21 protein-coding genes are annotated in these 21,472 nt (G+C 57.5%); 12 read left to right on the top strand and 9 right to left on the bottom strand.

Features of this window, described 5'->3' with window-relative positions:
• Position 1: 1 nt before the first annotated feature.
• Positions 2 to 442 (top strand): MarR family winged helix-turn-helix transcriptional regulator, encoded by a 441-nt coding sequence (locus tag AC2FLJ_RS11370; protein ID WP_282120901.1) that lies wholly within the window; start codon positions 2 to 4, stop codon positions 440 to 442.
• A 42-nt stretch (positions 443 to 484) separates the two neighbouring features.
• Here the strand turns inward: AC2FLJ_RS11370 and AC2FLJ_RS11365 are convergent, their stop codons facing one another.
• Both AC2FLJ_RS11365 and ubiG read right to left on the bottom strand, forming a co-directional pair.
• Positions 485 to 961, bottom strand: a complete 477-nt coding sequence (locus tag AC2FLJ_RS11365) for a hypothetical protein (RefSeq protein ID WP_496705862.1) — start codon at positions 959 to 961, stop codon at positions 485 to 487.
• 156 nt (positions 962 to 1,117) lie between these two features.
• Positions 1,118 to 1,864 carry a bifunctional 2-polyprenyl-6-hydroxyphenol methylase/3-demethylubiquinol 3-O-methyltransferase UbiG gene (gene ubiG, locus AC2FLJ_RS11360; protein WP_496705860.1) on the bottom strand — a complete coding sequence of 249 codons (747 nt, stop codon included), beginning with the start codon at positions 1,862 to 1,864 and terminating at the stop codon, positions 1,118 to 1,120.
• Positions 1,865 to 1,912: 48 nt separating this feature from the next.
• On the opposite strand from ubiG, the gene pip reads away from it, so the two are divergent.
• From pip to AC2FLJ_RS11315, 9 genes are all read left to right on the top strand, one after another.
• Positions 1,913 to 2,890 carry a prolyl aminopeptidase gene (gene pip / locus AC2FLJ_RS11355; protein ID WP_496705859.1) on the top strand — a complete coding sequence of 326 codons (978 nt, stop codon included), beginning with the start codon at positions 1,913 to 1,915 and terminating at the stop codon, positions 2,888 to 2,890.
• A complete protein-coding gene (locus AC2FLJ_RS11350) occupies positions 2,887 to 3,708 on the top strand; it encodes an ABC transporter substrate-binding protein (protein WP_472722370.1) in 822 nt (273 codons plus the stop codon). Before pip ends, AC2FLJ_RS11350 begins: the two co-directional genes overlap by 4 nt.
• Positions 3,709 to 3,801: 93 nt before the next feature.
• Positions 3,802 to 4,719, top strand: a complete 918-nt coding sequence (locus tag AC2FLJ_RS11345) for a hypothetical protein (RefSeq protein ID WP_472722369.1) — start codon at positions 3,802 to 3,804, stop codon at positions 4,717 to 4,719.
• 9 nt (positions 4,720 to 4,728) lie between these two features.
• Complete coding sequence (locus AC2FLJ_RS11340; RefSeq protein WP_282120895.1) at positions 4,729 to 4,899, top strand: hypothetical protein; 171 nt, start codon at positions 4,729 to 4,731, stop codon at positions 4,897 to 4,899.
• A gap of 164 nt (positions 4,900 to 5,063) precedes the next feature.
• On the top strand, positions 5,064 to 5,654 hold the full coding sequence (rimP, locus tag AC2FLJ_RS11335; RefSeq protein WP_058272983.1) for a ribosome maturation factor RimP: 591 nt from the start codon (positions 5,064 to 5,066) through the stop codon (positions 5,652 to 5,654).
• Positions 5,654 to 7,261 (top strand): transcription termination factor NusA, encoded by a 1,608-nt coding sequence (nusA, locus tag AC2FLJ_RS11330; protein ID WP_058272982.1) that lies wholly within the window; start codon positions 5,654 to 5,656, stop codon positions 7,259 to 7,261. Before rimP ends, nusA begins: the two co-directional genes overlap by 1 nt.
• Positions 7,262 to 7,283: 22 nt before the next feature.
• Complete coding sequence (locus AC2FLJ_RS11325; RefSeq protein WP_058272981.1) at positions 7,284 to 7,907, top strand: RNA-binding protein; 624 nt, start codon at positions 7,284 to 7,286, stop codon at positions 7,905 to 7,907.
• An 8-nt stretch (positions 7,908 to 7,915) separates the two neighbouring features.
• Positions 7,916 to 10,399 (top strand): translation initiation factor IF-2, encoded by a 2,484-nt coding sequence (infB, locus tag AC2FLJ_RS11320; protein ID WP_058272980.1) that lies wholly within the window; start codon positions 7,916 to 7,918, stop codon positions 10,397 to 10,399.
• Positions 10,400 to 10,669: 270 nt separating this feature from the next.
• Complete coding sequence (locus AC2FLJ_RS11315; RefSeq protein ID WP_282120893.1) at positions 10,670 to 12,007, top strand: metal-dependent hydrolase family protein; 1,338 nt, start codon at positions 10,670 to 10,672, stop codon at positions 12,005 to 12,007.
• A 154-nt stretch (positions 12,008 to 12,161) separates the two neighbouring features.
• On the opposite strand, the gene AC2FLJ_RS11310 is transcribed toward AC2FLJ_RS11315, so the two are convergent.
• From AC2FLJ_RS11310 to AC2FLJ_RS11290, 5 genes are all read right to left on the bottom strand, one after another.
• On the bottom strand, positions 12,162 to 12,989 hold the full coding sequence (locus AC2FLJ_RS11310; RefSeq protein WP_282120892.1) for an alpha/beta hydrolase: 828 nt from the start codon (positions 12,987 to 12,989) through the stop codon (positions 12,162 to 12,164).
• A gap of 3 nt (positions 12,990 to 12,992) precedes the next feature.
• On the bottom strand, positions 12,993 to 13,874 hold the full coding sequence (locus AC2FLJ_RS11305; RefSeq protein ID WP_282120891.1) for a tryptophan 2,3-dioxygenase: 882 nt from the start codon (positions 13,872 to 13,874) through the stop codon (positions 12,993 to 12,995).
• 63 nt (positions 13,875 to 13,937) lie between these two features.
• Entirely contained in the window at positions 13,938 to 14,966 is a 1,029-nt protein-coding gene (gene tdh, locus AC2FLJ_RS11300) for an L-threonine 3-dehydrogenase (protein WP_282170894.1), read from the bottom strand.
• Positions 14,967 to 14,980: 14 nt separating this feature from the next.
• Positions 14,981 to 16,165: a glycine C-acetyltransferase gene (locus AC2FLJ_RS11295; RefSeq protein WP_496705854.1), complete on the bottom strand. Its 1,185-nt coding sequence runs from the start codon at positions 16,163 to 16,165 to the stop codon at positions 14,981 to 14,983.
• Between the two features lie 110 nt (positions 16,166 to 16,275).
• Positions 16,276 to 16,839 carry a helix-turn-helix domain-containing protein gene (locus AC2FLJ_RS11290; RefSeq protein WP_496699600.1) on the bottom strand — a complete coding sequence of 188 codons (564 nt, stop codon included), beginning with the start codon at positions 16,837 to 16,839 and terminating at the stop codon, positions 16,276 to 16,278.
• A gap of 118 nt (positions 16,840 to 16,957) precedes the next feature.
• Here AC2FLJ_RS11290 and AC2FLJ_RS11285 point away from each other — a divergent pair, with 118 nt between their 5' ends.
• Entirely contained in the window at positions 16,958 to 18,133 is a 1,176-nt protein-coding gene (locus AC2FLJ_RS11285; RefSeq protein ID WP_496705852.1) for an acetyl-CoA C-acyltransferase family protein, read from the top strand.
• A 101-nt stretch (positions 18,134 to 18,234) separates the two neighbouring features.
• On the opposite strand, the gene ubiB is transcribed toward AC2FLJ_RS11285, so the two are convergent.
• Together ubiB and ubiE are read right to left on the bottom strand one after the other, a co-directional pair.
• Complete coding sequence (gene ubiB, locus AC2FLJ_RS11280; RefSeq protein WP_496705850.1) at positions 18,235 to 19,764, bottom strand: 2-polyprenylphenol 6-hydroxylase; 1,530 nt, start codon at positions 19,762 to 19,764, stop codon at positions 18,235 to 18,237.
• On the bottom strand, positions 19,764 to 20,516 hold the full coding sequence (gene ubiE, locus AC2FLJ_RS11275) for a bifunctional demethylmenaquinone methyltransferase/2-methoxy-6-polyprenyl-1,4-benzoquinol methylase UbiE (protein WP_496705848.1): 753 nt from the start codon (positions 20,514 to 20,516) through the stop codon (positions 19,764 to 19,766). The genes ubiB and ubiE overlap by 1 nt, the downstream gene beginning before the upstream one ends.
• A gap of 86 nt (positions 20,517 to 20,602) precedes the next feature.
• Between ubiE and mutM the strand changes: the two genes are divergently transcribed.
• Positions 20,603 to 21,454 (top strand): bifunctional DNA-formamidopyrimidine glycosylase/DNA-(apurinic or apyrimidinic site) lyase, encoded by an 852-nt coding sequence (gene mutM / locus AC2FLJ_RS11270; protein ID WP_109311257.1) that lies wholly within the window; start codon positions 20,603 to 20,605, stop codon positions 21,452 to 21,454.
• Positions 21,455 to 21,472: the final 18 nt, after the last annotated feature.

Below are 21,472 nucleotides of genomic sequence, written 5' to 3'. Positions count from 1 at the left end.
CATGACTGACGAACACAATGCCCTTGCGGTCACGCTGTTCAGCGAAATCCTGACCGCCGACCAGCTGTTGCGTAATCGGCTTAGCCGGGTGCTGCCCAAGGGTATGGAGATTTCGCATTTCTCGGTGCTCAACCATCTGGTCTTTGTCGGGAACGAGCGTAGCCCGGCGCAATTGGCTGATACGTTCCACGTCACCCGTGGCGCGATGACCAACACCTTGGCCAAGCTGGAATGGGCCGGATACATCCACATCCGCCCCGACTGGGATGATGCCCGCCGCAAGATGGTGGCGATCAGCCCTGCCGGTCGCAGGGCGCGGGACCAAGCGATTACGTCAATCGCTCCGCTGATCAACCGCGTGGTCGGAGAACTGGGGCTGGAGCGCGTCCGCAGCACGCTGCCCGTGTTGCGGGATTTGAGGTTGCAGTTGGAGGGGGAATAGGGGTCGGTGCTTAACGACGTCCCTATTAACCTTCGCCGTTCATCACTTTAAACAAGTATTCGGTTTGCCCTTGGCGACAACTTCGGCCCAATTGGTGCCTAAAGTGGTTCTTGCATCAATTGCGTTTGCAGCTTCTAGATCGTTTTTCTTGAACATAACGGCAACAACGGCTGCATCTTGCGTACCGCCGATGATTGGTGTCGCAGTAGTGTGCCCGGAATAGGTGCCGGTGTTTCCAAACGTGTTTAGAGTTCCGGTCGTGTTGTAGTTGGCCCCGACAATGCGAACATTATTCTCAGAATCCATCGCTGCGATAAGATACTTGTCGTAACCCAAGCGAATGGTTTCGACCGCAGCCATTCTTGAAACCAGTTTTCTTGCGCCAGTCGAGCCGCAGGCTGGAGCGGCGCTAACATCAATTCGTACGATGTTTTGAGCGAGTCGAGTTGTCGTTGAAGAAGCGCATGCGCCTACAATGGTCACCACTGACAACGTGGCGAGTAGGTGGAGAAAGTTCATTGGTTGCCCTACTAAGAATCATCGCGAAATATCAACACGATGCAAAGCGTAGAAATTGATGTTTGTCAATTTTGATTGCTTTTGAGTCGAAAAGGCAATTCTTGTGAGCTTTGGTTAGGATGGGTTAAATCTCCACCCTAAGCCCAGATTATGTGCTCACCCCGGTTTCACACTCGCCGTCACATAGTTCACGCTCAAGTCCCGGTCCGAGATCGACCAGCTCCACAGAATCGGGTTGAACACAAAACCCTTCCGGTCCACCGGTTCCAGTCCAGCCTGACGCAGCAGGTCGAACAACTCATCCGGGGTGATGAACTTATTCCACTCATGGGTGCCGCGCGGCAGCCAGCGCATGACGACCTCGGCCCCGAAAATGGCCATGGCATAGGATTTCGGATTTCGGTTGATGGTCGAACAGATCAGCAAGCCGCCCGGTTTCAGCAAGTGCTGCGAGGCTGTCAGAAAACCCAACGGGTCGGCCACATGCTCGACCACTTCCATGTTCAGCACCACGTCGAACTGTTCGCCTGCAGCGGCCATGTCCTCGGCAGTGGTGTGGCGGTAGTCGATCTCCAGCCCGGATTGTTCCGCATGGATGCGCGCGACGGGCAGGTTACCTTCGGCGGCATCCGCTCCGACCACTTCGGCCCCAAGGCGGGCCATCGGTTCGCTCAGCAACCCGCCGCCGCAGCCGATATCCAGCAAACGCAGGCCCTCGAACGGCTTTGGCGACTTCAAATCGCGATCGAATTCGCCCGCGATCTGCTGTGTGATATAATCCAGCCGACAGGGGTTGAGCATGTGCAGTGGTTTGAATTTTCCATGCGGATCCCACCATTCTGCGGCCATCGCTTCGAATTTTGCGATCTCGGAAGGGTCAACCGTGTTCGGATGCGCTTGCATTCCTGTCTCCGTATGCTCTTTTACGCTTAAGGACTATATAGGGCCATAATGGACAAGTACCCGGACCAAAAGCGCGCAGTTCAATATCTGTACCCGCCGATCGATCCTTTCGATCAGCGTATGGTCGATGTGGGCGATGGACACCGTATCTATATGGAACAATGCGGCAATCCCAACGGCATTCCGGTTGTGATTCTTCACGGAGGCCCGGGCGGTGGCTGCAGCCCCGCGATGCGGCGCTATTTTGATCCGAACGTCTATCGGGTGATTCTCTTTGATCAGCGTGGATGTGGTCGTTCGCGGCCTCATGCTTCGGTCACGGATAACACCACATGGCATCTGGTGGACGATATCGAACGTCTGAGAACCCTGCTGGATATCGACGACTGGATTGTCTTTGGCGGCAGCTGGGGGGCAACGCTTGCGCTGGTCTATGCGCAGTCCCACCCGGATCGGGTCAATCGCCTGGTGCTGCGCGGTGTGTTCCTAGCGACGCAGGCCGAGTTGGATTGGTTTTATGGTGGTGGCGCGGGCAAGTTTTGGCCCGAGCAATGGGCGAAGTTCACTGCTCTGCTGTCGGAAAGTGAACTAAGCGACACGATCGGCGCATATAACAAACGCCTGTTCTCGGGTGATCGCGCGACCGAGATTCTGTATGCGCGCGCCTGGTCCAGTTGGGAAAACGCGCTGGCTTCGATCCATTCGCATGGCGCAACTGGGGAAAGCCCGGGGGAATACGCGCGCGCCTTTGCGCGGCTTGAGAATCACTATTTCATCAATCGCGCGTTCCTTGAACGCGACGGGCAGATTCTGGACCAGATGGACAGAATCGCACATATCCCCGGCCATATCGTGCAGGGTCGGTATGACATGATCTGTCCGCCTCAGGCCGCGTGGAACCTTGCCCAGCTGTGGCCCAATGCCGAGCTGAAGATGGTGCGTCAGGCCGGGCATGCGCTGTCCGAACCCGGAATTAGCGCGGAATTGGTTCGCATCATGGACCGAGTGGCGGAGGGCGCATTATGACCCGCATCGACCGTCGTGCTTTGTTTGCTTCCGGTGCTGCTGCCGCTCTGCTTGCGGCGACCGGTGCGTCTTTAGCCGATACGCCCAAAGTGGGTGGTACGCTGCGCCTTGCCGTGCCCCGCGATGACAGTTTGGAGCAGGTTGCCCGTGGGGCCGTGTTCGACACCCTGACCGAGATTGCACCCGACGGCACCCTGCGCGGAGAGCTTGCGACCGGTTGGCAAACTGATTCCCAAGCCCGCATCTGGAGCTTTGATCTGCGCGAGAACGCTCGTTTTCACGATGGCGCGGTCCTTGATGTAAGGGATGTGATGGCGGTTCTGGGCGATGTCGGGCAGGTCGACGCCTTGTCAGATAATCGCGTGCGTCTGGAGTTGGCTCAGGCCAACCCGGGTCTACCCTTCCTTTTGGCCGACAGCAGGTTCGTTATTACGCGCAACGGGCAAGGTGTCACGCCCTTGCAGGCGGCGAACGGCACCGGATGCTACCGAGTTGAACGGGCGGAGGATGATCGTCATTTCCTTGGGCGCCGTGTGGCGGGCCACTACAAGGATGGATTGGCTGGCTGGGCCGAAACCCTGGAAGTTATCGTGATTCCCGACGCTCGCGTGCGTACCGAGGCGCTGCGAGACGGCTTTGTCGATATCGCGGCACTGCCGCAGGGCGAAGGGTTCAGCCCGCACCGCGGATTGCGCTTTTTTCCAAGCGAATCCGATATGGCGCTGGCTGTAGCAGGGCATGTCGGCATGCCCCGTCAGATCGGAACGGATCGCCCCCTGGATGATGGCCGCGTTGCCGAGCGTTGGTGGTTGATTTAAACGCCGAAAATTCGCCTGACTTCTACTTTGTGCAAAATTTTGCTATTGTACGCGCTGTATTAGCTTAATTGTTTCGAAAATGGGAGAATTCCCATGAGGGTTGAAAGTTTAAAGAATATATCAATTTCCATTTTGTCCGTAGCATTGGCGGTTGTTGCGGTGTTTGCCCTGAAATCAGGTAAAGACGTTACCGTAAAAGTCAGCAAAAACGGGACGATAGAGCTGGATGCTCGCGAAGGACAGTCGCTGACCCAGTTGCTGGACAAGGGTTTTGAGGCCGTAGAGGCGAACCCGGAAGATAGTGCAGAGACGACAGCGCGGAAACTGTCCGATATGCGGGCTCTGACCCGCACGCTGAAGTCGCATGGTTACTATGCGTTGAACGATTCGGATCTAGTTCACGAGATTAGAGGGCTGGAAAAGGAGGATCCCCTGTCGGCCGGCCTACGCGACGTTCTGTATGATCTGGAAGGTCCGTTTTCGCTGCCCGGAACACTGCGTGGGGCGGATTCACGGATGTGGCAGGCCATCGCTGATCTGTACGAGGGCATAAAGTCCGAACCGCATGATGACAGTCAGCTATTTGCCACGCTTTACACGAACTTCATTCAGCAAGAGACCGTGTTCAGCCCCTTCAAGCACGAGGTAACGGCCGAGGGCGTGTTGTTGCATGACGCAAATGGGAACGAAAAACCGATGGTGTACACCTGCCCCGACAGTTTTTTGAAACCTGGGATTACCGTCCTGATCAAACCGACCGGCGGGTCATCCAATATCATGCGTCAGTTCACGGTGCGGCAAGATCCTGTTTTTCATGCCTGCGCCGCGCGGACACCGTTCGAGTTTTTGTCGGGTTCGGAAATGAAGCTGGGGCTGAACCGGGTGGCTTTTGATCAACTCTTCCCACCGCGGACGGCGAATGCCGAGCAGTTTCAGGGCAGGGGCACTCTTTCGGTGATTATCTACCCGCGCAACACGCAGCCTGCGCTTTTTGCATCTTCGGCGGAATAGGAGTATTCAATGAAAAAATTTGCTGTTCTGGCTGCCATTATTGCACTTGTGACCGTCGCCCTGTCAGGCGTGGCACGTGCCCAGGGACGTCAATGCCTGTTTGACGGCGAGGTCTACGAAGACGGGGACCGCGTTGGTCCTTACCTATGTGAAAATGGCGAGTGGATTTTGTCAGACTGATATTGTGATTGCCCATCCTGGCGCTTGGGCTTGCAATCTTGCAGTCGCTTGGCTATATGGCCGTTAACAGCGGCGTGTCGGGCTTCGGTCCGGGGCTCCACCGGAAAAGATCGACGGGCCGCGCGCCCGTTTTTTTGTGCCCGACTGACAGGGTAGAGTACCAGATGACAAATGACCTGATAGCCAAAGCAGCCATCGACCGGCGACTGGCCGAGATCATCACTCCCGTGATCGAGGATCTGGGGTATGAACTTGTGCGTATTCGCCTGATGAGCGGCAAACAAACCACGCTGCAGATCATGGCTGACAAGCCTGATGGCGGTATCGAAGTGGATGATTGCGCCGAGATCTCGAACGCGGTCAGCGCCACGTTGGATGTTGAGGATCCGATCCTTGACGCCTATGCGCTGGAAGTGTCCAGCCCCGGCATCGACCGCCCCCTGACCCGTCTCAAGGACTTTGAGGCGTTCGAAGGATATGAGGCCAAGATCGAAACCGCCGAACTGATCGACGGACGCCGCCGTTTTAAAGGTGAGCTGGCCGGGATCGAGGGAGATGAGGTCCTGATCAATCTCACCGAGGGGGACGAGACGATCACCATCGGACTGCAATTCGACTGGCTGAGCGACGCCAAGCTGGTCCTGACTGACGACCTGATCAAGGAAATGCTGCGCCAGCGCAAAGACGCCGGTGCCCTGAACGAAAACGCTTTCGACGAGATTGAGACCGAAGGGTCCGAAGAGGAGACGAACTGATGGCAATCACCTCAGCCAACCAGCTGGAGCTGCTGCAGACCGCCGAGGCCGTGGCCCGCGAAAAGATGATCGACCCCAGTCTGGTTGTCGAAGCGATGGAGGAATCGCTCGCCCGTGCCGCCAAGAGCCGTTACGGCGCTGAAATGGACATCCGCGTCAGCATCGATCGCAAGACTGGCAAAGCAACATTCACCCGCGTTCGCACCGTGGTCGAAGATGAAGAGCTGGAAAACTACCAGGCCGAGATGACTGTCGAGCAGGCCAAGCAGTATATGGAAACGCCTTCAGTTGGTGACGTCTTCGTTGAAGAAGTGCCGCCAGTTGAAATGGGCCGTATCGCGGCACAATCCGCAAAGCAGGTGATCCTGCAGAAGGTTCGCGAAGCCGAGCGCGACCGTCAGTACGAAGATTTCAAGGATCGTGCAGGCACCATCATCAACGGTGCGGTCAAGCGCGAAGAGTTTGGCAATGTCATCGTCGATCTGGGTGGTGCTGAGGCCGTTCTACGCCGCAATGACAAGATAGGTCGCGAAAGCTATCGTCCGAATGACCGTGTGCGTGCCTATATCAAGGAAGTGCGTCGCGAAGTTCGTGGCCACCAGATCTTCCTGTCGCGCACCGCGCCGGAATTCATGGCCGAGCTGTTCAAGATGGAAGTGCCGGAAATCTATGACGGCATCATCGAGGTCAAGGCCGTGGCCCGTGACCCCGGTTCGCGCGCCAAGATCGCCGTGATTTCCTATGACGGTTCGATTGATCCCGTTGGTGCTTGCGTTGGTATGCGCGGAAGCCGCGTGCAGGCCGTTGTGAACGAGCTGCAGGGCGAAAAAATCGACATCATTCCGTGGAACGAAGATCAACCGACCTTCCTGGTGAATGCGCTGCAGCCTGCTGAGGTTTCCAAGGTGGTTCTGGACGAAGAAGCCGGCAAAATCGAGGTTGTGGTTCCCGAGGAACAGCTTTCGCTGGCCATCGGTCGCCGCGGTCAGAACGTGCGTCTGGCCAGCCAGCTTACCAATCTGGATATCGACATCATGACCGAGGCCGAAGAATCGGCGCGTCGTCAGAAAGAATTCGAAGCCCGCACCCAGCTGTTCATGGACAGCCTGGATCTGGATGAATTCTTTGCTCAGTTGCTGGTGTCCGAAGGCTTCACCAACCTCGAAGAGGTAGCCTATGTGGAAATCGAAGAACTGCTGGTGATCGACGGCGTTGACGAGGGCACCGCGCAAGAGCTGCAAACACGGGCGCGCGAATATCTGGAAGCAAAGGCCAAGGCAGCTTTGGAAAGCGCCCGCGCGTTGGGTGCCGAAGACAGTCTTATTGAATTCGAAGGCCTGACACCCCAGATGGTTGAAGCGCTGGCCAAGGACGATGTGAAGAACCTGGAAGACTTCGCCACCTGCGCTGACTGGGAACTGGCCGGTGGTTGGACCACGGTCGACGGCCAGCGAATCAAAGATGACGGTGTTCTGGAACCTTTCGGTGTAACGCTGGAAGAGGCGCAGGATCTGGTCATGACAGCTCGGATCATGCTGGGCTGGGTCGATCCTGCTGAGTTGGAGCAGGCCGAAGAAGAAGTTACCGAAGAGGAGGCCGAGGCCTGATCTCAGGCTTCGGGTGGCGCAAATGGGTCGCGGTGGCGTCCATAAGGATCGGTCCGAAGGACCTGAACGCAAGTGCATCGCCACGGGCGAGGTTCAACCTAAATATGGGTTGATCCGCTTTGTGACGGGGCCGGATGGTCAGGTCTTTCCGGATGTCGCGGCAAAACTGCCGGGACGTGGCGTCTATGTCGCGGCGGATCGCAGCGCGCTGGACAAGGCCGTGGGCAAAAAGCTGTTTGCACGTGGTTTCAAGGCGCAAGTCAGTGTGCCTAACGATCTCGCGGATGAAGTTGAGCGTCAGATTGCGCGCCGTGTGATCGAGTTGGTGAGCCTTGCGCGCAAATCTGGTGATGCGATCGCCGGTTACGAAAAGGTCAAGACGTGGCTGGACCGGGAAGAGGCCCAGGTACTGATACAAGCCTCTGATGGATCAGGGCGCGGCAAGTCGAAATTGAGCACGCCGCACTTCGGAACATACATCGGCTGGCTGACGGCGGACGAGCTGGGACAGGCATTTGGGCGCCAAACCGTGATTCATGCGGCGCTCGCCTCTGGCGGACTCGCCAAACGTGTTGTAGAGGAAGCGCAGCGCCTGCGTGGCTTGCGTGAAACGGATGACGGCGGCAGGGGCCGCGCGGAAGGGTAAGAAGCTTTATGAGCGATAATGACGGCAAAAAGACATTGGGTCTTCGTGGCGGGGCACGCCCCGGAAATGTGAAACAAAGTTTCAGCCACGGACGTACCAAGAATGTCGTGGTGGAGACCAAACGCAAGCGCGTGGTGGTTCCCAAGCCGGGTGCCGGCAAGCCAGGTGGCGGAGCAACGCCCTCGGGTGATCCGTCGCGCCGCCCTGCCGGGATTTCCGATGCGGAGATGGCCCGCCGGATGAAGGCGCTGCAGGCCGCGAAGGCCCGCGAGGTCGAAGAAGCCGCCGCCCGCGAGGCAGCTGAAAAAGCGCGTGAAGAAGAACGCGCCCGTCGTCGTGCGGAGCAAGAGGCTAAGGAACGCGAACAGCGTGAGGCCGAAGAACGTGCACGTGCCAAGGCCGAAGAAGAAGATCGCAAGCGCAAAGAGGCTGAAATAGCGGCCCAACGCGCAGCTGCTCCGGCTGCACCGGCAGAGCCCAAGGCGGCTGCTCCGCGCAGCCCGGCCAACAAGCCTGCACCGGCTGCAACGCCGCGGAAAAACGATCGCGAGCGTGAACAGCGCGGAAATCGTGGCAAAGGCCGTGATGACAACCGCCGGTCCGGCAAGCTGACACTGGGTCAGGCAACGGGCGGGGAAGGTAATCGTCACCGCTCTATGGCGGCGATGAAACGCAAGCAGGAGCGGGCGCGTCAGAAAGCCATGGGTGGTACGGTCGAGCGCGAAAAGGTAATCCGCGACGTACAGCTGCCCGAGGCGATCACGGTGTCAGAGCTGGCCAACCGTATGGCCGAGCGTGTGGCAGACGTTGTCAAATCGCTGATGAACATGGGCATGATGGTCACGCAGAACCAGACCATTGATGCCGATACCGCCGAGCTGATCATCGAAGAATTCGGTCACAAAGTGACCCGTGTCTCTGATTCGGATGTCGAGGACGTCATCAAAGAGGTCGAAGACGACGACAAAGATCTGAAATCGCGTCCGCCGGTCATCACCATCATGGGTCACGTTGACCACGGCAAAACCTCGCTGCTGGATGCGATCCGCGATGCGCGGGTTGTGGCAGGCGAAGCGGGTGGCATCACCCAGCACATCGGTGCTTATCAGGTGACAACCGATAGCGGCACCACACTGTCTTTCCTGGATACGCCGGGTCACGCGGCCTTTACCTCGATGCGCTCGCGCGGTGCTCAGGTCACGGATATCGTGGTTCTGGTTGTTGCCGCCGATGACGCGGTGATGCCGCAGACGGTCGAAGCGATCAACCACGCGAAAGCGGCCGGAGTGCCGATGATCGTGGCGATCAACAAGGTCGACAAGCCAGGCGCGAACCCGGACAAGGTGCGCACCGACCTGCTGCAGCACGAAGTCATCGTCGAGAAAATGTCGGGTGAGGTTCAGGACGTCGAAGTCTCTGCCATCACCGGTCAGGGCTTGGACGAGTTGCTGGAAGCCATCGCGTTGCAATCCGAGATTCTGGAGCTGAAAGCCAACCCGAATCGCGCCGCCCAGGGTGCCGTGATCGAGGCGCAGCTGGACGTGGGTCGCGGCCCGGTCGCGACTGTTCTGGTTCAGAACGGTACGCTACGTCAGGGCGATATCTTCGTCGTGGGTGAGCAATACGGTAAAGTCCGTGCGCTGATCAACGACAAGGGTGAACGCGTCAAGGAAGCTGGCCCCTCGGTTCCTGTCGAGGTTCTGGGTCTGAACGGCACGCCCGAAGCTGGCGACGTTCTGAACGTGACCGAGACCGAAGCGCAGGCCCGCGAGATCGCGGAATATCGCGAACAGGCCGCCAAGGACAAACGTGCCGCCGCTGGCGCCGCAACGACCCTTGAGCAGCTGATGCAGAAGGCCAAGGAAGACGAGAACGTCAACGAACTGCCAATTCTGATGAAAGCAGACGTTCAGGGCTCGGCTGAGGCCATCGTTCAGGCGATGGAGAAGATCGGCAACGACGAGGTACGCGTGCGCGTGCTGCACTCGGGCGTAGGTGCGATTACCGAAACCGATGTCGGCCTTGCCGAAGCATCCGGTGCGCCGATCCTGGGCTTCAACGTGCGTGCCAATGCGTCGGCACGGAATACCGCGAACCAGAAGGGTGTGGAAATCCGCTACTACTCGGTGATCTACGATCTGGTCGATGACGTGAAAGCCGCCGCATCCGGCCTGCTGAGCGCCGAGATCCGCGAAAAGTTCATCGGTTACGCCGAGATCCGCGAAGTCTTCAAGGTTACAGGCGTCGGCAAAGTTGCTGGCTGTCTGGTCACCGAAGGCGTGGCGCGTCGTTCCGCAGGTGTCCGCCTGCTGCGCGACAACGTGGTGATCCACGAAGGCACGCTGAAGACGCTGAAACGCTTCAAGGACGAAGTGGCCGAGGTTCAGTCAGGTCAGGAATGCGGGATGGCGTTCGAGAACTACGACGATATCCGTGCAGGCGACGTGATCGAAATCTTCGAACGCGAAGAGGTCACCCGGACGCTGGATTGATCCGGTAGTACAGTAAAACAGAAAACAGCGGCTCACTCGGGCCGCTGTTTTATTTTTGTGAATGATTGCAAGCCTTTGATTGTGCGTATGAGATTCTCTGAATCCAGTCAGTACGGTGCGTTTTACAATCCTGCCCTAATTATGAGATGAGTCTGACTTCAAGGTCGGCTATGCGGACAAAGCCGACCTTGCAGAAAAGTGAGGGAATCCTTGAAAAAGCTTGCTTCCGCTGGGATGGTTTCTCCGACAGAATTTTCTGAGGAATTTAGAATGCATTTTCCCAAACTTGCGGCGGTTTCGTCGATTTTTCTCACTATAGCCAGTTCGCAAGCGCTCTCCCAGGATGGGGGGCCGATACTGTTCACAAACGTCAACGTGTTTGATGGTGTGAATGAGGAAATGATTACAAATGCCTATGTTGTTGTAACCGACAATCTGATCACAGATGTGTCCTCAGAACCCCTCGCCGTCGCCAATGGTATCGTCATCGATGGCGGCGGGCGAACGTTGATGCCGGGCCTGATCGACGTACACTGGCACACGCTTTACTGTTGCAATCCGCAGAGTGTGGTTGTGACCGGCGATATTCTTGAGGTCGCGGTGCGGGGTGCCATCGGGTCCGAAGGCACGTTAATGCGCGGCTTTACAACGGTGCGCGACGTTGGCGGCAATTCATTTGCCATAAAACGGATGATTGACGCAGGCGAGATCGAAGGCCCCCGTATCCTGCCGTCCGGCCCACCCGTGACACAAACCGGCGGCCACTTTGACTATCGCCCCTACCAAGCGGTTCCGACGAACGGCGCGGATTCGCAATGGTACTGGTACAGCGTTGGTTTGATGGCGCAAGCTGATGGTGTTCCGGAAGTGGTCAAACGCGCGCGTGAGATCATGCGCATGGGTGCAACCCAACTTAAGATTTCCACCGGTGGCGGGGTGTCATCCACCTATGATCCTCTGGATGTACGCCAATACACCAAGGCCGAAATCGAGGCTTTTGTAGAGGTGGCCGACACCTACAACACTTATGTTGCATCTCATGTCTTCACGGACGAGGCTGTGGAAATTGCCGTTGCCGCTGGCGTTAAGTCCATCGAGCATGGTTTTTTGATGAGCCGCGAAACGATGGAACTTATGCGCGACAACGACGTGTGGTTGTCTGTGCAGCCTCTTCTGGATGACGAGGATGGCTTTTCTTTCGACGACCCTGTCAGCCAGCAGAAATGGATCGACGTCACCAACGGCACAGATTTCACCTATAAAACTGCGAAAGATGTTGGTGTGAAAGTCGCCTTTGGCACCGATATCCTGTTCGATCCCAAACTGGCCGAACGTCAGGGTGCGTTCCTTGCCAAATTGCAGCGCTGGTACACGCCATTCGAGGTGCTGAAAATGGCGACTTCAACCAATGCTGAACTGCTCAAACTCTCAGGCCCGCGCCACCCTTATCAACAAGGTGACCTGGGTGTGATCGCAAAGGGCGCTTATGCCGACTTAATCCTGGTGGACGGCAATCCGCTGCAAGATATCGACCTGATCGCAGACCCGCATGAGAATTTCGATCTGATCATGAAAGACGGCAAAGTCTACAAGAACACGCTGGAATGAGTTCCAGATGAAGTCCTTTGCTCAAAGCCAATTTTGTAACGACTGCGTTGGGCTCGAACCGGGCGTTCGAAGCTTGGCTACAAAGATAAGGTTTGTAATGGTTGTGTTAATTTCCCGGGAAAATATCAAATCAGTTGATTTTCGATGCCTTTGACTACCGATTTGCCGGCAAAAACGTCCCTCGATGCATGATGATATCGAAGTGCTGCATGCCCTTTTGCAAATCGAAACTGACCGAATGCCCGCCTTTGCGCAGAGCTTCCGCATAATCACGACTTTGGCGGATGAATTCCGGCGTGTCCCGTTCCGCCACTGTCACGTGATAGCGTGGGCCGGGGGGTGGCAGGTGCAGGATCGGGGACAGATCGTGCACCTCGACCGGGGTCAACTGCAGCGGGTCGTTCACCGAGGTCAGGCTGATCGGTTCCAGATCATAGACGCCGCTGATCAGAATAACATCGCGCACGCGCAATCCTGCGCGGGCCAACGCATCCGCCGAGGTCGCCATGACCATGGCCACCAGATGCGCGCCAGCACTGTGTCCCGATAGGGTGATCCGCGACGGATCAAAGCCCAGATTGAACGCGTTCTCTGCCAGCCAAAGCAGGGCATCGCGGCATTCGTTGACCATCTGATCCAGCCGCGCATCCGGGGCCAACGTGTAATTCAACGTGGCAAAGGATTGCTCGGCCTCAATCAGCGCAGGAGCCATCATCGCCGATTCGCGTTGGCTGAGCGCTTGCCAATATCCGCCGTGAACAAAGACGTGCAGAGGCGCACCTGCTCCTTTCGCGGGAAAGAAATCCAGCACTTGCGCCGGCGAATCGCCATAGGCGACGTTTTCCTTCACGTCCATCCTCGCCCGGTGCTGCGCGCTGAGTGCGGTATAGCTGTCTAGATAGGGTGTCAGATCGCCACCGATCATCGAACTAGGGGCGTATTCACGCTCCAGCTCATCCTGAGAGAACCCTCGATACAGCATCGCCTACTCCTGCCCCGCATACATCAATTCGGTGCGCACATCGTAGAGGTCGTGGAAGAAGCGTAAATCCAGGGCCTTGCGCAGAAAGGACACGCCGCTGGATCCACCCGTGCCGGGTTGGTTGCCGATGACACGTTCCACAGCCGTGACATGGTCAAAACGCCAGCGTTGGAACAGGGATTCGACGTCCATCAGCTTTTCGGCTAGCGCATAAAGATCCCAATAACGGTCCGTGTTGCGGAACACCTGCCCCCATATCTTCACCACGCGGTTGTCGCCGGAATAAGGCTGCGCATAGTCCCGGTTCAGTAAATCATCGGGCACATCGAAACCTTGACGGGACAACATATGCAGCACCTCGTCATACAAGGACGGTTTTGTCAGCGCGGCATTCAGTAAGCTCATGACCTCGGCGTCATGTTCGTGCACTTTCAGGGTCGAGGCATCTTTGTTGCCCAGAATAAATTCGATCTGACGATAGCCGTAGCTTTGGAAGCCCGACGAACTGCCCAATGCCTCGCGGAAGGTCATGTAGTCGGCCGGCGTCATGGTCAACAACGTCTCCCAAGCCGAGATCAGCTGGCGCTGAATCGCCTTGACCCGGTCGAGGTTCTTCATCGCGGGGCCGAATTCATCCTGTTGCAGGAACCGGCGCACCTCGACCAGTTGGTGATGCATCAGTTTCAGCCACAGCTCGCTGACCTGATGGATGACGATGAACAGCATTTCATCCGGCTGCGCAGGGTCCTGAAAGGTCTTTTGCAAGTTCAGCAGGGTTTTGAGCTGCAGAAAATCGCCATAGCTCTTGCGATGGGTTTCCGCGAAATCGGTGACCAGAGTGTCCTCGATTCCACGCTCAAGATACCGATGATCCTTATCGCCCATTTGCTCCTCCAAACGCATGAGTTCGCCCCTGTTTAGGGTCTAAATCAGCGCACTTCCAGAGCGTTAAGTCCAGTCCAGAACCACTTTGCCGGATTGGCCGGATTTCATCGCGGCAAAGCCTTCGGCGAAATCGTCGACTTTCATGTGGTGCGTGATGACCCGGCTGACATCCAGACCGTTCTGCAGCATCGCAATCATTTTGTACCAGGTCTCGAACATTTCGCGCCCATAAACGCCTTTGATGGTAATCGCTTTGAACACGATGCGGGACCAGTCCACCGGAGACTTTCCGGGCGGAATACCCAGCAAAGCGATCTTGCCGCCCATCACCAGAGCCTCGACCATCTGGTCCAGCGCAGCTTGTGAGCCGGACATTTCCAAGCCCACATCGAACCCCTGCTGCATGCCGAGTTCGGCAATGACGTCCTGCAGGTCTTCCTTGCTGACATCCACCGTCCGCAGGGTCGGCACGACATGTTCGGCCAGTCTCAGACGATCCGGGTTGATATCTGTGATCACCACATGCCGCGCCCCGGCATGGCGCGCGACTGCGGCAGCCATAATGCCGATGGGGCCCGCGCCGGTGATCAGAACATCCTCACCCAGCAGATCAAAGCTGAGCGCGGTGTGCACTGCGTTGCCGAGGGGGTCGAGGATGGCTCCGATCTCGTCTGGCACGTCCTCGGGCAAGGGTACCACATTAAAAGCGGGTAGTTTCAGGTATTGGGCAAAGGCACCTTGTTCGTTGACCCCGATCCCACGGGTGCCCGGATCCAGATGAAACTTCCCGGCTCGGCTTTGGCGGCTGTCGTTGGTGATCAGGTGGCCCTCGCCAGAACAACGCTGGCCGATCTCCAGACCGGACACATTGCGGCCGATCTCGACGATCTCACCCGCAAACTCGTGGCCGGTAATCATCGGAATTGGCACTGTGGCCGCGGCCCAGTCATCCCAATTCCAGATGTGGATATCTGTCCCGCAGATGCCGGTTTTGTTGATGCGGATCAGAACCTCGTCCGCATTAATTTCAGGCACAGGGGCCTGCACCATCCAAAGACCTTCTTCAGGTTTGGACTTTTCCAGAGCTTTCATTGTGTTGGGTCGCATCAGATCACTCCCAATTCCTTGCCGACCTTACCAAAGGCTACCAGTGCACGGTCCAATTCATTCTTTGTTAGAGCCGCATTCATTTGGGTTCTGATCCTTGCTTGCCCACGCGGGACGACGGGAAAAAAGAAGCCCGAGACATAGACGCCTTCGTCAAACAGTCGCGACGCCATCTCTTGCGCCAGCGTTGCTTCTCCCAGCATGACAGGGATGATCGGATGCTCACCGGGCAGCAGATCGAAGCCCAGCTTCTCAAGCCCCGCGCGCCAGTATTTGGCATTGCCGACCAGTTGGGCACGCAGCATGTCGCCCTCTTCAACCAGACGGATTGCCTCAATTCCTGCGGCGACGATGGAAGGTGGCAGCGAATTCGAGAACAGATAGGGCCGCGCCCGCTGCCGTAGCAGATCAATCACTGGCTGCGGCCCGGCGATATAGCCGCCGATTGCTCCCCCAAGTGCCTTGCCCAAGGTTCCCGTCAGAATATCGACGTCGACATCGAAATGATCCGGTGTTCCTGCACCCCTCGGTCCCATGAAGCCGGTGGCGTGACAGTCATCGACCATGACAATGGCGTCATATATATCGGCCAATTCGCGAATTTTCGGCAGGTTGGCCAGATAGCCATCCATCGAGAACACGCCATCCGTCGCGATCATGATATGCCGCGCCCCATCCTCACGCGCCTGCTTTAGCCAGGCCTCCAAATCGTTCATGTCATTGTTCAGGTAGCGGTAGCGCTTGGCTTTACACAGCCGCACACCGTCGATGATCGAGGCGTGATTCAGGCTGTCCGAGATAATGGCGTCTTCAGACCCTAACAAGGGCTCGAACAGCCCGCCATTGGCGTCAAAGCACGCTGCAAACAGGATCGAATCATCCTTGTTCAGAAACTTTGCCAGCTTCTGCTCCAACTCTCGGTGAATGTCCTGCGTGCCGCAGATGAACCGGACCGAGGCCATGCCGAACCCCTTGGGTTCCATCGCACCCTTGGCGGCCTCGATCAACGCGGGGTGATCAGCCAGACCCAGATAGTTGTTGGCGCACAAGTTGATCACCTGCTTACCGCCCACCGTAATCTCACCTCCCTGAGGCGAGGTGATCATTCGTTCGCGTTTGTACAGACCCTCAGATTCGATCTGCGCGAGGGTGTCCGTTATGTGGGACAGGAATGCATCAGCCATGGCGGTCTCCGTTTGTCTGAGTCGCATATCTAACATAGCGGATATAATTCCCAAATAGGGGAATTACAATATACGGGAAAAAAATCCGTGAATGCGGATTTTCGCCGATATCAGGCGTTTTTAACGATCAGGAAGACCCGCGCAGGCCCGTTGGCAACGATCGAATGCGCGACATCCGCTGCATAGCGTGCGGTGTCACCGTGTTGCAGATCACTGAAAGCCGTACCGGAAGTCACACGCACGGCGCCTTCAAGCACAGTCAACTGTTCTCTGGCTCCACGGGCGTGGGGCTGGCTGTTTAGAGCGCCGTCTTTGTCGAACTCAATATCGTAGACCTCGTGACCACCTGCTTCCTCGGGCGGTGAAAGAATGCGAATCCGGCAGTTTTGGCCCATGTTGTCGATGCTGGGCACCTCGGATTTCCTAAGGACTTCGATCTGGTTCGCGCTGTTCGCTTCCTCCAGAAGACCCGCGAAATCCACCTGTAGCGCACGGGTCAGGTTCCACAGGGTCGAGATCGTCGGGCTGCTTTCGCCGCGCTCGATCTGGCTGACCATGGATCGGGAGACGCCGCTGAGGTTTGCCACGGCTTCAAGCGACAAGCCCTTGGCACGGCGGGCCTCTTTCAGGCGTGCGGGCAGGCGTGTCAGGATATCATCTGGGTTTTCCGTCATGACGGAATCTCATGCGCGTTTGTCCGTCATATGTCAATTCTGCTTGTGACGGTACGTTCCATAGGACAGCCTGATGCCGCAGATGCATAATTCCGTCAAAGTCCGGAGGAGTAGAGACATGAAAGACATCGTGATTCTTGATGGTGCCCGCACGGCGATCGGCACCTTTGGCGGGGCATTGGCCTCAACCGCGCCGATTGATCTTGCGACCGTGGTGACGGAAGCGGCAATGGAACGTTCAGGGGTCGAGCCGACCCAGATCGGCAGCGTTGTTTTTGGTCATGTTATCAACACCGAGCCACGCGACTTGTACCTGTCGCGCGCCGCTGCAAAACAAGCGGGCATTCCGAACGAAACACCTGCGATGAATGTGAACCGCCTGTGCGGGTCGGGAGCGCAGGCGATTGTGTCCGCTGTACAGTCTCTGATGTTGGGTGATGCAGAATTTGCCGTGGCCGGAGGTGCCGAAAGCATGTCGCGCAGCCCCTACATCGTTCCTCAGGCGCGCTGGGGTGCGAAGATGGGGGATGTTAAATCGCTCGATATGATGCTGGGTGCCCTGAATTGTCCCTTTGGCACCGGTCATATGGGTGTGACAGCCGAGAACGTGGCGGATGAACATCAGATCACGCGTGAGCAAATGGACGAATTTGCCCTTGCCAGCCAGGCGCGGGCTGCTGCTGCGATTGGGGCTGGCTATTTTGAAAGCCAGATCGCGCCGGTGCAGGTCAAAGTCAAACGTGACATGGTCGACTTCACGGTTGACGAACACCCCAAGCAGACCTCGGCCGAAGCGCTGGCAGGACTGCGTCCGGCGTTCAAGAAGGACGGCCGGGTTACGGCTGGGAACGCGTCCGGCATCAATGACGGTGCCGCCGCGATGGTTCTGGCTACGGCAGAGGCTGCTGAGAAAGCAGGTCTGAAACCCAAGGCGCGCATTCTGGGATATGGCCACGCCGGTGTTCGCCCCGAGGTCATGGGGATCGGACCGGTTCCGGCCGTGCAGAACCTGTTGGCGCGAACGGGCATGTCGATCGAGGATTTTGACGTGATCGAAAGCAACGAAGCCTTCGCGTCGCAAGCCTTGGCCGTAAACAAAGAACTGGGGCTGGATGCCGCCAAGGTGAATCCAAACGGGGGGGCAATTGCTTTGGGGCACCCGGTGGGCGCTACAGGCGCGATCATCACCCTTAAGGCGTTGTATGAACTGGAACGCATCGGCGGATCCAAGGGCCTGGTCACCATGTGCATTGGTGGCGGACAGGGCATCGCCATTGCCTTCGAGCGGATCTGATCCGGATCGGGCAGAGGGGGGCTGTCTCCCCCCACCATCGCGCCCTTCGGCGCGACCCCCCCCGAGGATATTTTTAGCCAGATGAAGCTGGCGGATTGGCCTTACGTAAAGGCCGTTAGGATCAGGACAATTGCGGCGCCCGCAGCGGCGCCGATGGTTGCTGGAAGAATGGCCGTCGATAGGCCTTTGTTCTGAGTGTCGTCCTTTTGCGTCTGCGCGATCAGCGCATTTTCCACCAAAGCGGGCAGGCGCGGGCCGAAGCGGGCCAGCACCATGGCAGTTTTGCCAAAATCCCGTAGTGCTGCGCGGGGACCGATGGATTGCTTGATGTAATCTTCGACAACCGGACGGGCGACTTCCCAGATGTTGATGCGCGAGTCCAGCGACCGCGCCACACCTTCGACGACCACCATTGTCCGTTGCAGCAGGATCAGTTCCGTGCGGGTTTCCATGCCGAACCGTTCTGTCACCTCGAACAGGTAATTCAGTAGGCGCCCCATCGAAATATGAGTGGCATCCATGCCAAAGATAGGCTCTCCGACCGCACGCAGGGCGCGGGCAAACTCATCGACGTCCCTGTCGGCAGGAACATAGCCAGCTTCGAAATGCACTTCGGCCACGCGTTTGTAGTCGCGGCGAATAAAGCCAAAGAGGATCTCGGCATAAACCCGGCGGGTATATTCGTCGATATGACCCATGATGCCATAGTCGTAGGCAATGATGTCCCCATTGGCCGCGACCTTCAGGTTGCCTTGATGCATGTCAGCGTGGAAAAAACCGTCACGCAGCGCGTGCAGCAGGAACAGGCGCAGCACGCGTTCCGCCAGATCGCCACGGTCGTGCCCGGCGGCGTCCAGCGCGGCATTTTCGCCCAGTGGAACTCCGTCGGCCCAGCTGAGCGTCATCACGCGGCGGGCTGACAGGGACCAGACGACAGGGGGCAGCCAGAAACCTGCGTCGTTCTTGGTGTTGGCCGCATATTCCGACGCGGCAGCGCTTTCCAGCCGCAGGTCGAGCTCACCGCGTACGACGCCGTCGAAATGTTCGATCACCTCCATCGGGCGCAGGCGGCGCGCACCGGGGGCGAATAGCTGCACGATGCGTGCGGCGAAATAAAATGCGTCTACATCCTTGCGGAAGGCGCGTTCAATGTTTGGGCGCAGAACTTTGACCGCTACGTCTTCGCCGGTGCTGACCAGCTTGGCCTTGTGGACCTGAGCAATGGATGCAGCAGCGATGGGTTCGCTGAATTCGCTGAAGATTTCAGAAACTGGCTGACCCAGTTCTTTTTCCACTTCGGCCATAGCTTCGGAGCGGGAAAACGGGGGAAGCTTGTCCTGCAGCACGCGCAATTGTTCGGCCAACTCATCCCCGACCACATCGGGGCGGGTCGACAGTACCTGACCAAACTTGATGTATGCCGGTCCAAGCGCCGTCAGCGCCCTTGTGGCGGGGGGCATGTCAGGATCGCCTTTGTAACCCAGCCATTGGAACGGTTTTCCCAAAGCATGCGCCAGAAACCGCAGTGCGCGCGGAGCCTCGAACGCGTCCAGCACAACGTTCATGGCGCCTGTGCGCTCAAGAGTGGCGCCTGTGCGGATCAGGCGAATGATGTTGTGTGGTCCCCGCATCAGATTTTCCAGCCGGAATGCAGCGCGGCGATGCCCATACTCAGGTTGCGGTACTTGGCATTTTCAAATCCGGCCGCGCGGATCATGCCCAGAAACGTTTCCTGATCCGGGAAATTGCGGATCGATTCGACCAAGTATTGATAGCTGTCGTAGTCATTGGCGATGAGTTTCCCCATGCGGGGGATGACGTTAAAGCTGTAGAGGTCATAGAGCTTTTGCAGCCCGTCATTGGGCAACTGGCTGAATTCCAGCACCATCAGGCGGCCACCGGGTTTCAACACACGGAATGCTTCGTTAAGGGCCTCCTGCGGGCGGGTCACGTTCCGGATGCCAAACGAGATGGTGTAGACGTCGAATGTGTTGTCGTCGAAGGGCAGAGCCATCGCGTCGCCGACCACCCAGTTCAGGCTGTCGGCCATCTGGTCGGCCTCGGCGCGCTGTCGGCCTTCGACCAGCATCGGTTCGGTTAGGTCCAGCACGGTAGCATGGCCATAGCCGGCGCGTTTCAAAAAGCGGAACGAGATATCTCCGGTGCCACCTGCGACATCCAGCAGGCGCTGGCCTGGGCGCGGCGCAAGCCAGTCCATCATCGCGTCTTTCCAGACCCGGTGAATGCCCATCGACATGACATCGTTCATCACGTCATATTTCGAGGCGACCGAGTTAAACACGCCCTGTACACGCCCGGCCTTTTCAGCCTCACGTACGGTTTCGAACCCAAAATGAGTGGTCTTGTCGCTGTTGTCGGACATTAGCCTTGCCGTTTTTCGAATTTCGCCTCTGTTATAGGGCTCTGGAACCGGGGCACAATGCGGCCCTTTGGAATAGGAGCCGTGTAATGCCGGAATTGCCCGAGGTCGAGACAGTAAGACGCGGCCTGAGCCCAGCGATGGAAGGCGTGGTGATCGACCGGGCAGATGTGAATCGCCCCGATCTGCGCTGGCCTTTCCCTGAACGGATGGCCGAGCGGTTGACCGGGCAGACGGTTCAAAAATTGCGTCGTCGGTCAAAATACATTCTTGCCGATCTCAGCAGTGGTGAAACCTTGTTGATCCATTTGGGCATGTCAGGCCGGATGACCGTATCCGGCGATCCGCTTGGGCAATTCGTGCATGAACATCCGATAACCCAAAAACATGACCATGTGGTCTTTCACATGGCGAATGGCGCACGTGTCACGTTCAACGATCCGCGCCGGTTTGGTGCGATGGACCTATTGCAGACAGCAACTGCGGACGATCACAAGCTGCTGTCTGTCCTCGGGCCTGAACCTTTGGGTAATGATTTTCACGAACAACATCTGATCGATGCGTTTCGGGGAAAGAACACTCCGATCAAATCGGCGCTGCTGGATCAGGGAATCGTTGCCGGCCTGGGCAATATCTACGTGTGCGAGGCGCTATTTCGAGCCGGAGTGTCGCCACGTCGCAAAGCCGGCCAAATTTCTGCGACCCGAGTCGCAGCACTTGTTCCGATCATCAGGAAGGTATTGCAGGACGCCATCGAAGCAGGTGGATCTTCCCTACGCGATTTCCGCCAAGCCGATGGAGAACTTGGATATTTTCAGCACAGCTTTGACGTCTATGGCCGTGAGGGAGAACCCTGCAGGACTGACGGTTGTGGGGCTCCAATCAAAAGAATCACCCAGTCCGGTCGCTCATCCTTCTACTGTGCGCAATGCCAAAGATAGCTTGATCCAGCGAATGCG

This window comes from Ruegeria sp. CDSA034, from assembly GCF_059612275.1.
This window is presented reverse-complemented; position numbering and strand designations above follow the sequence as displayed.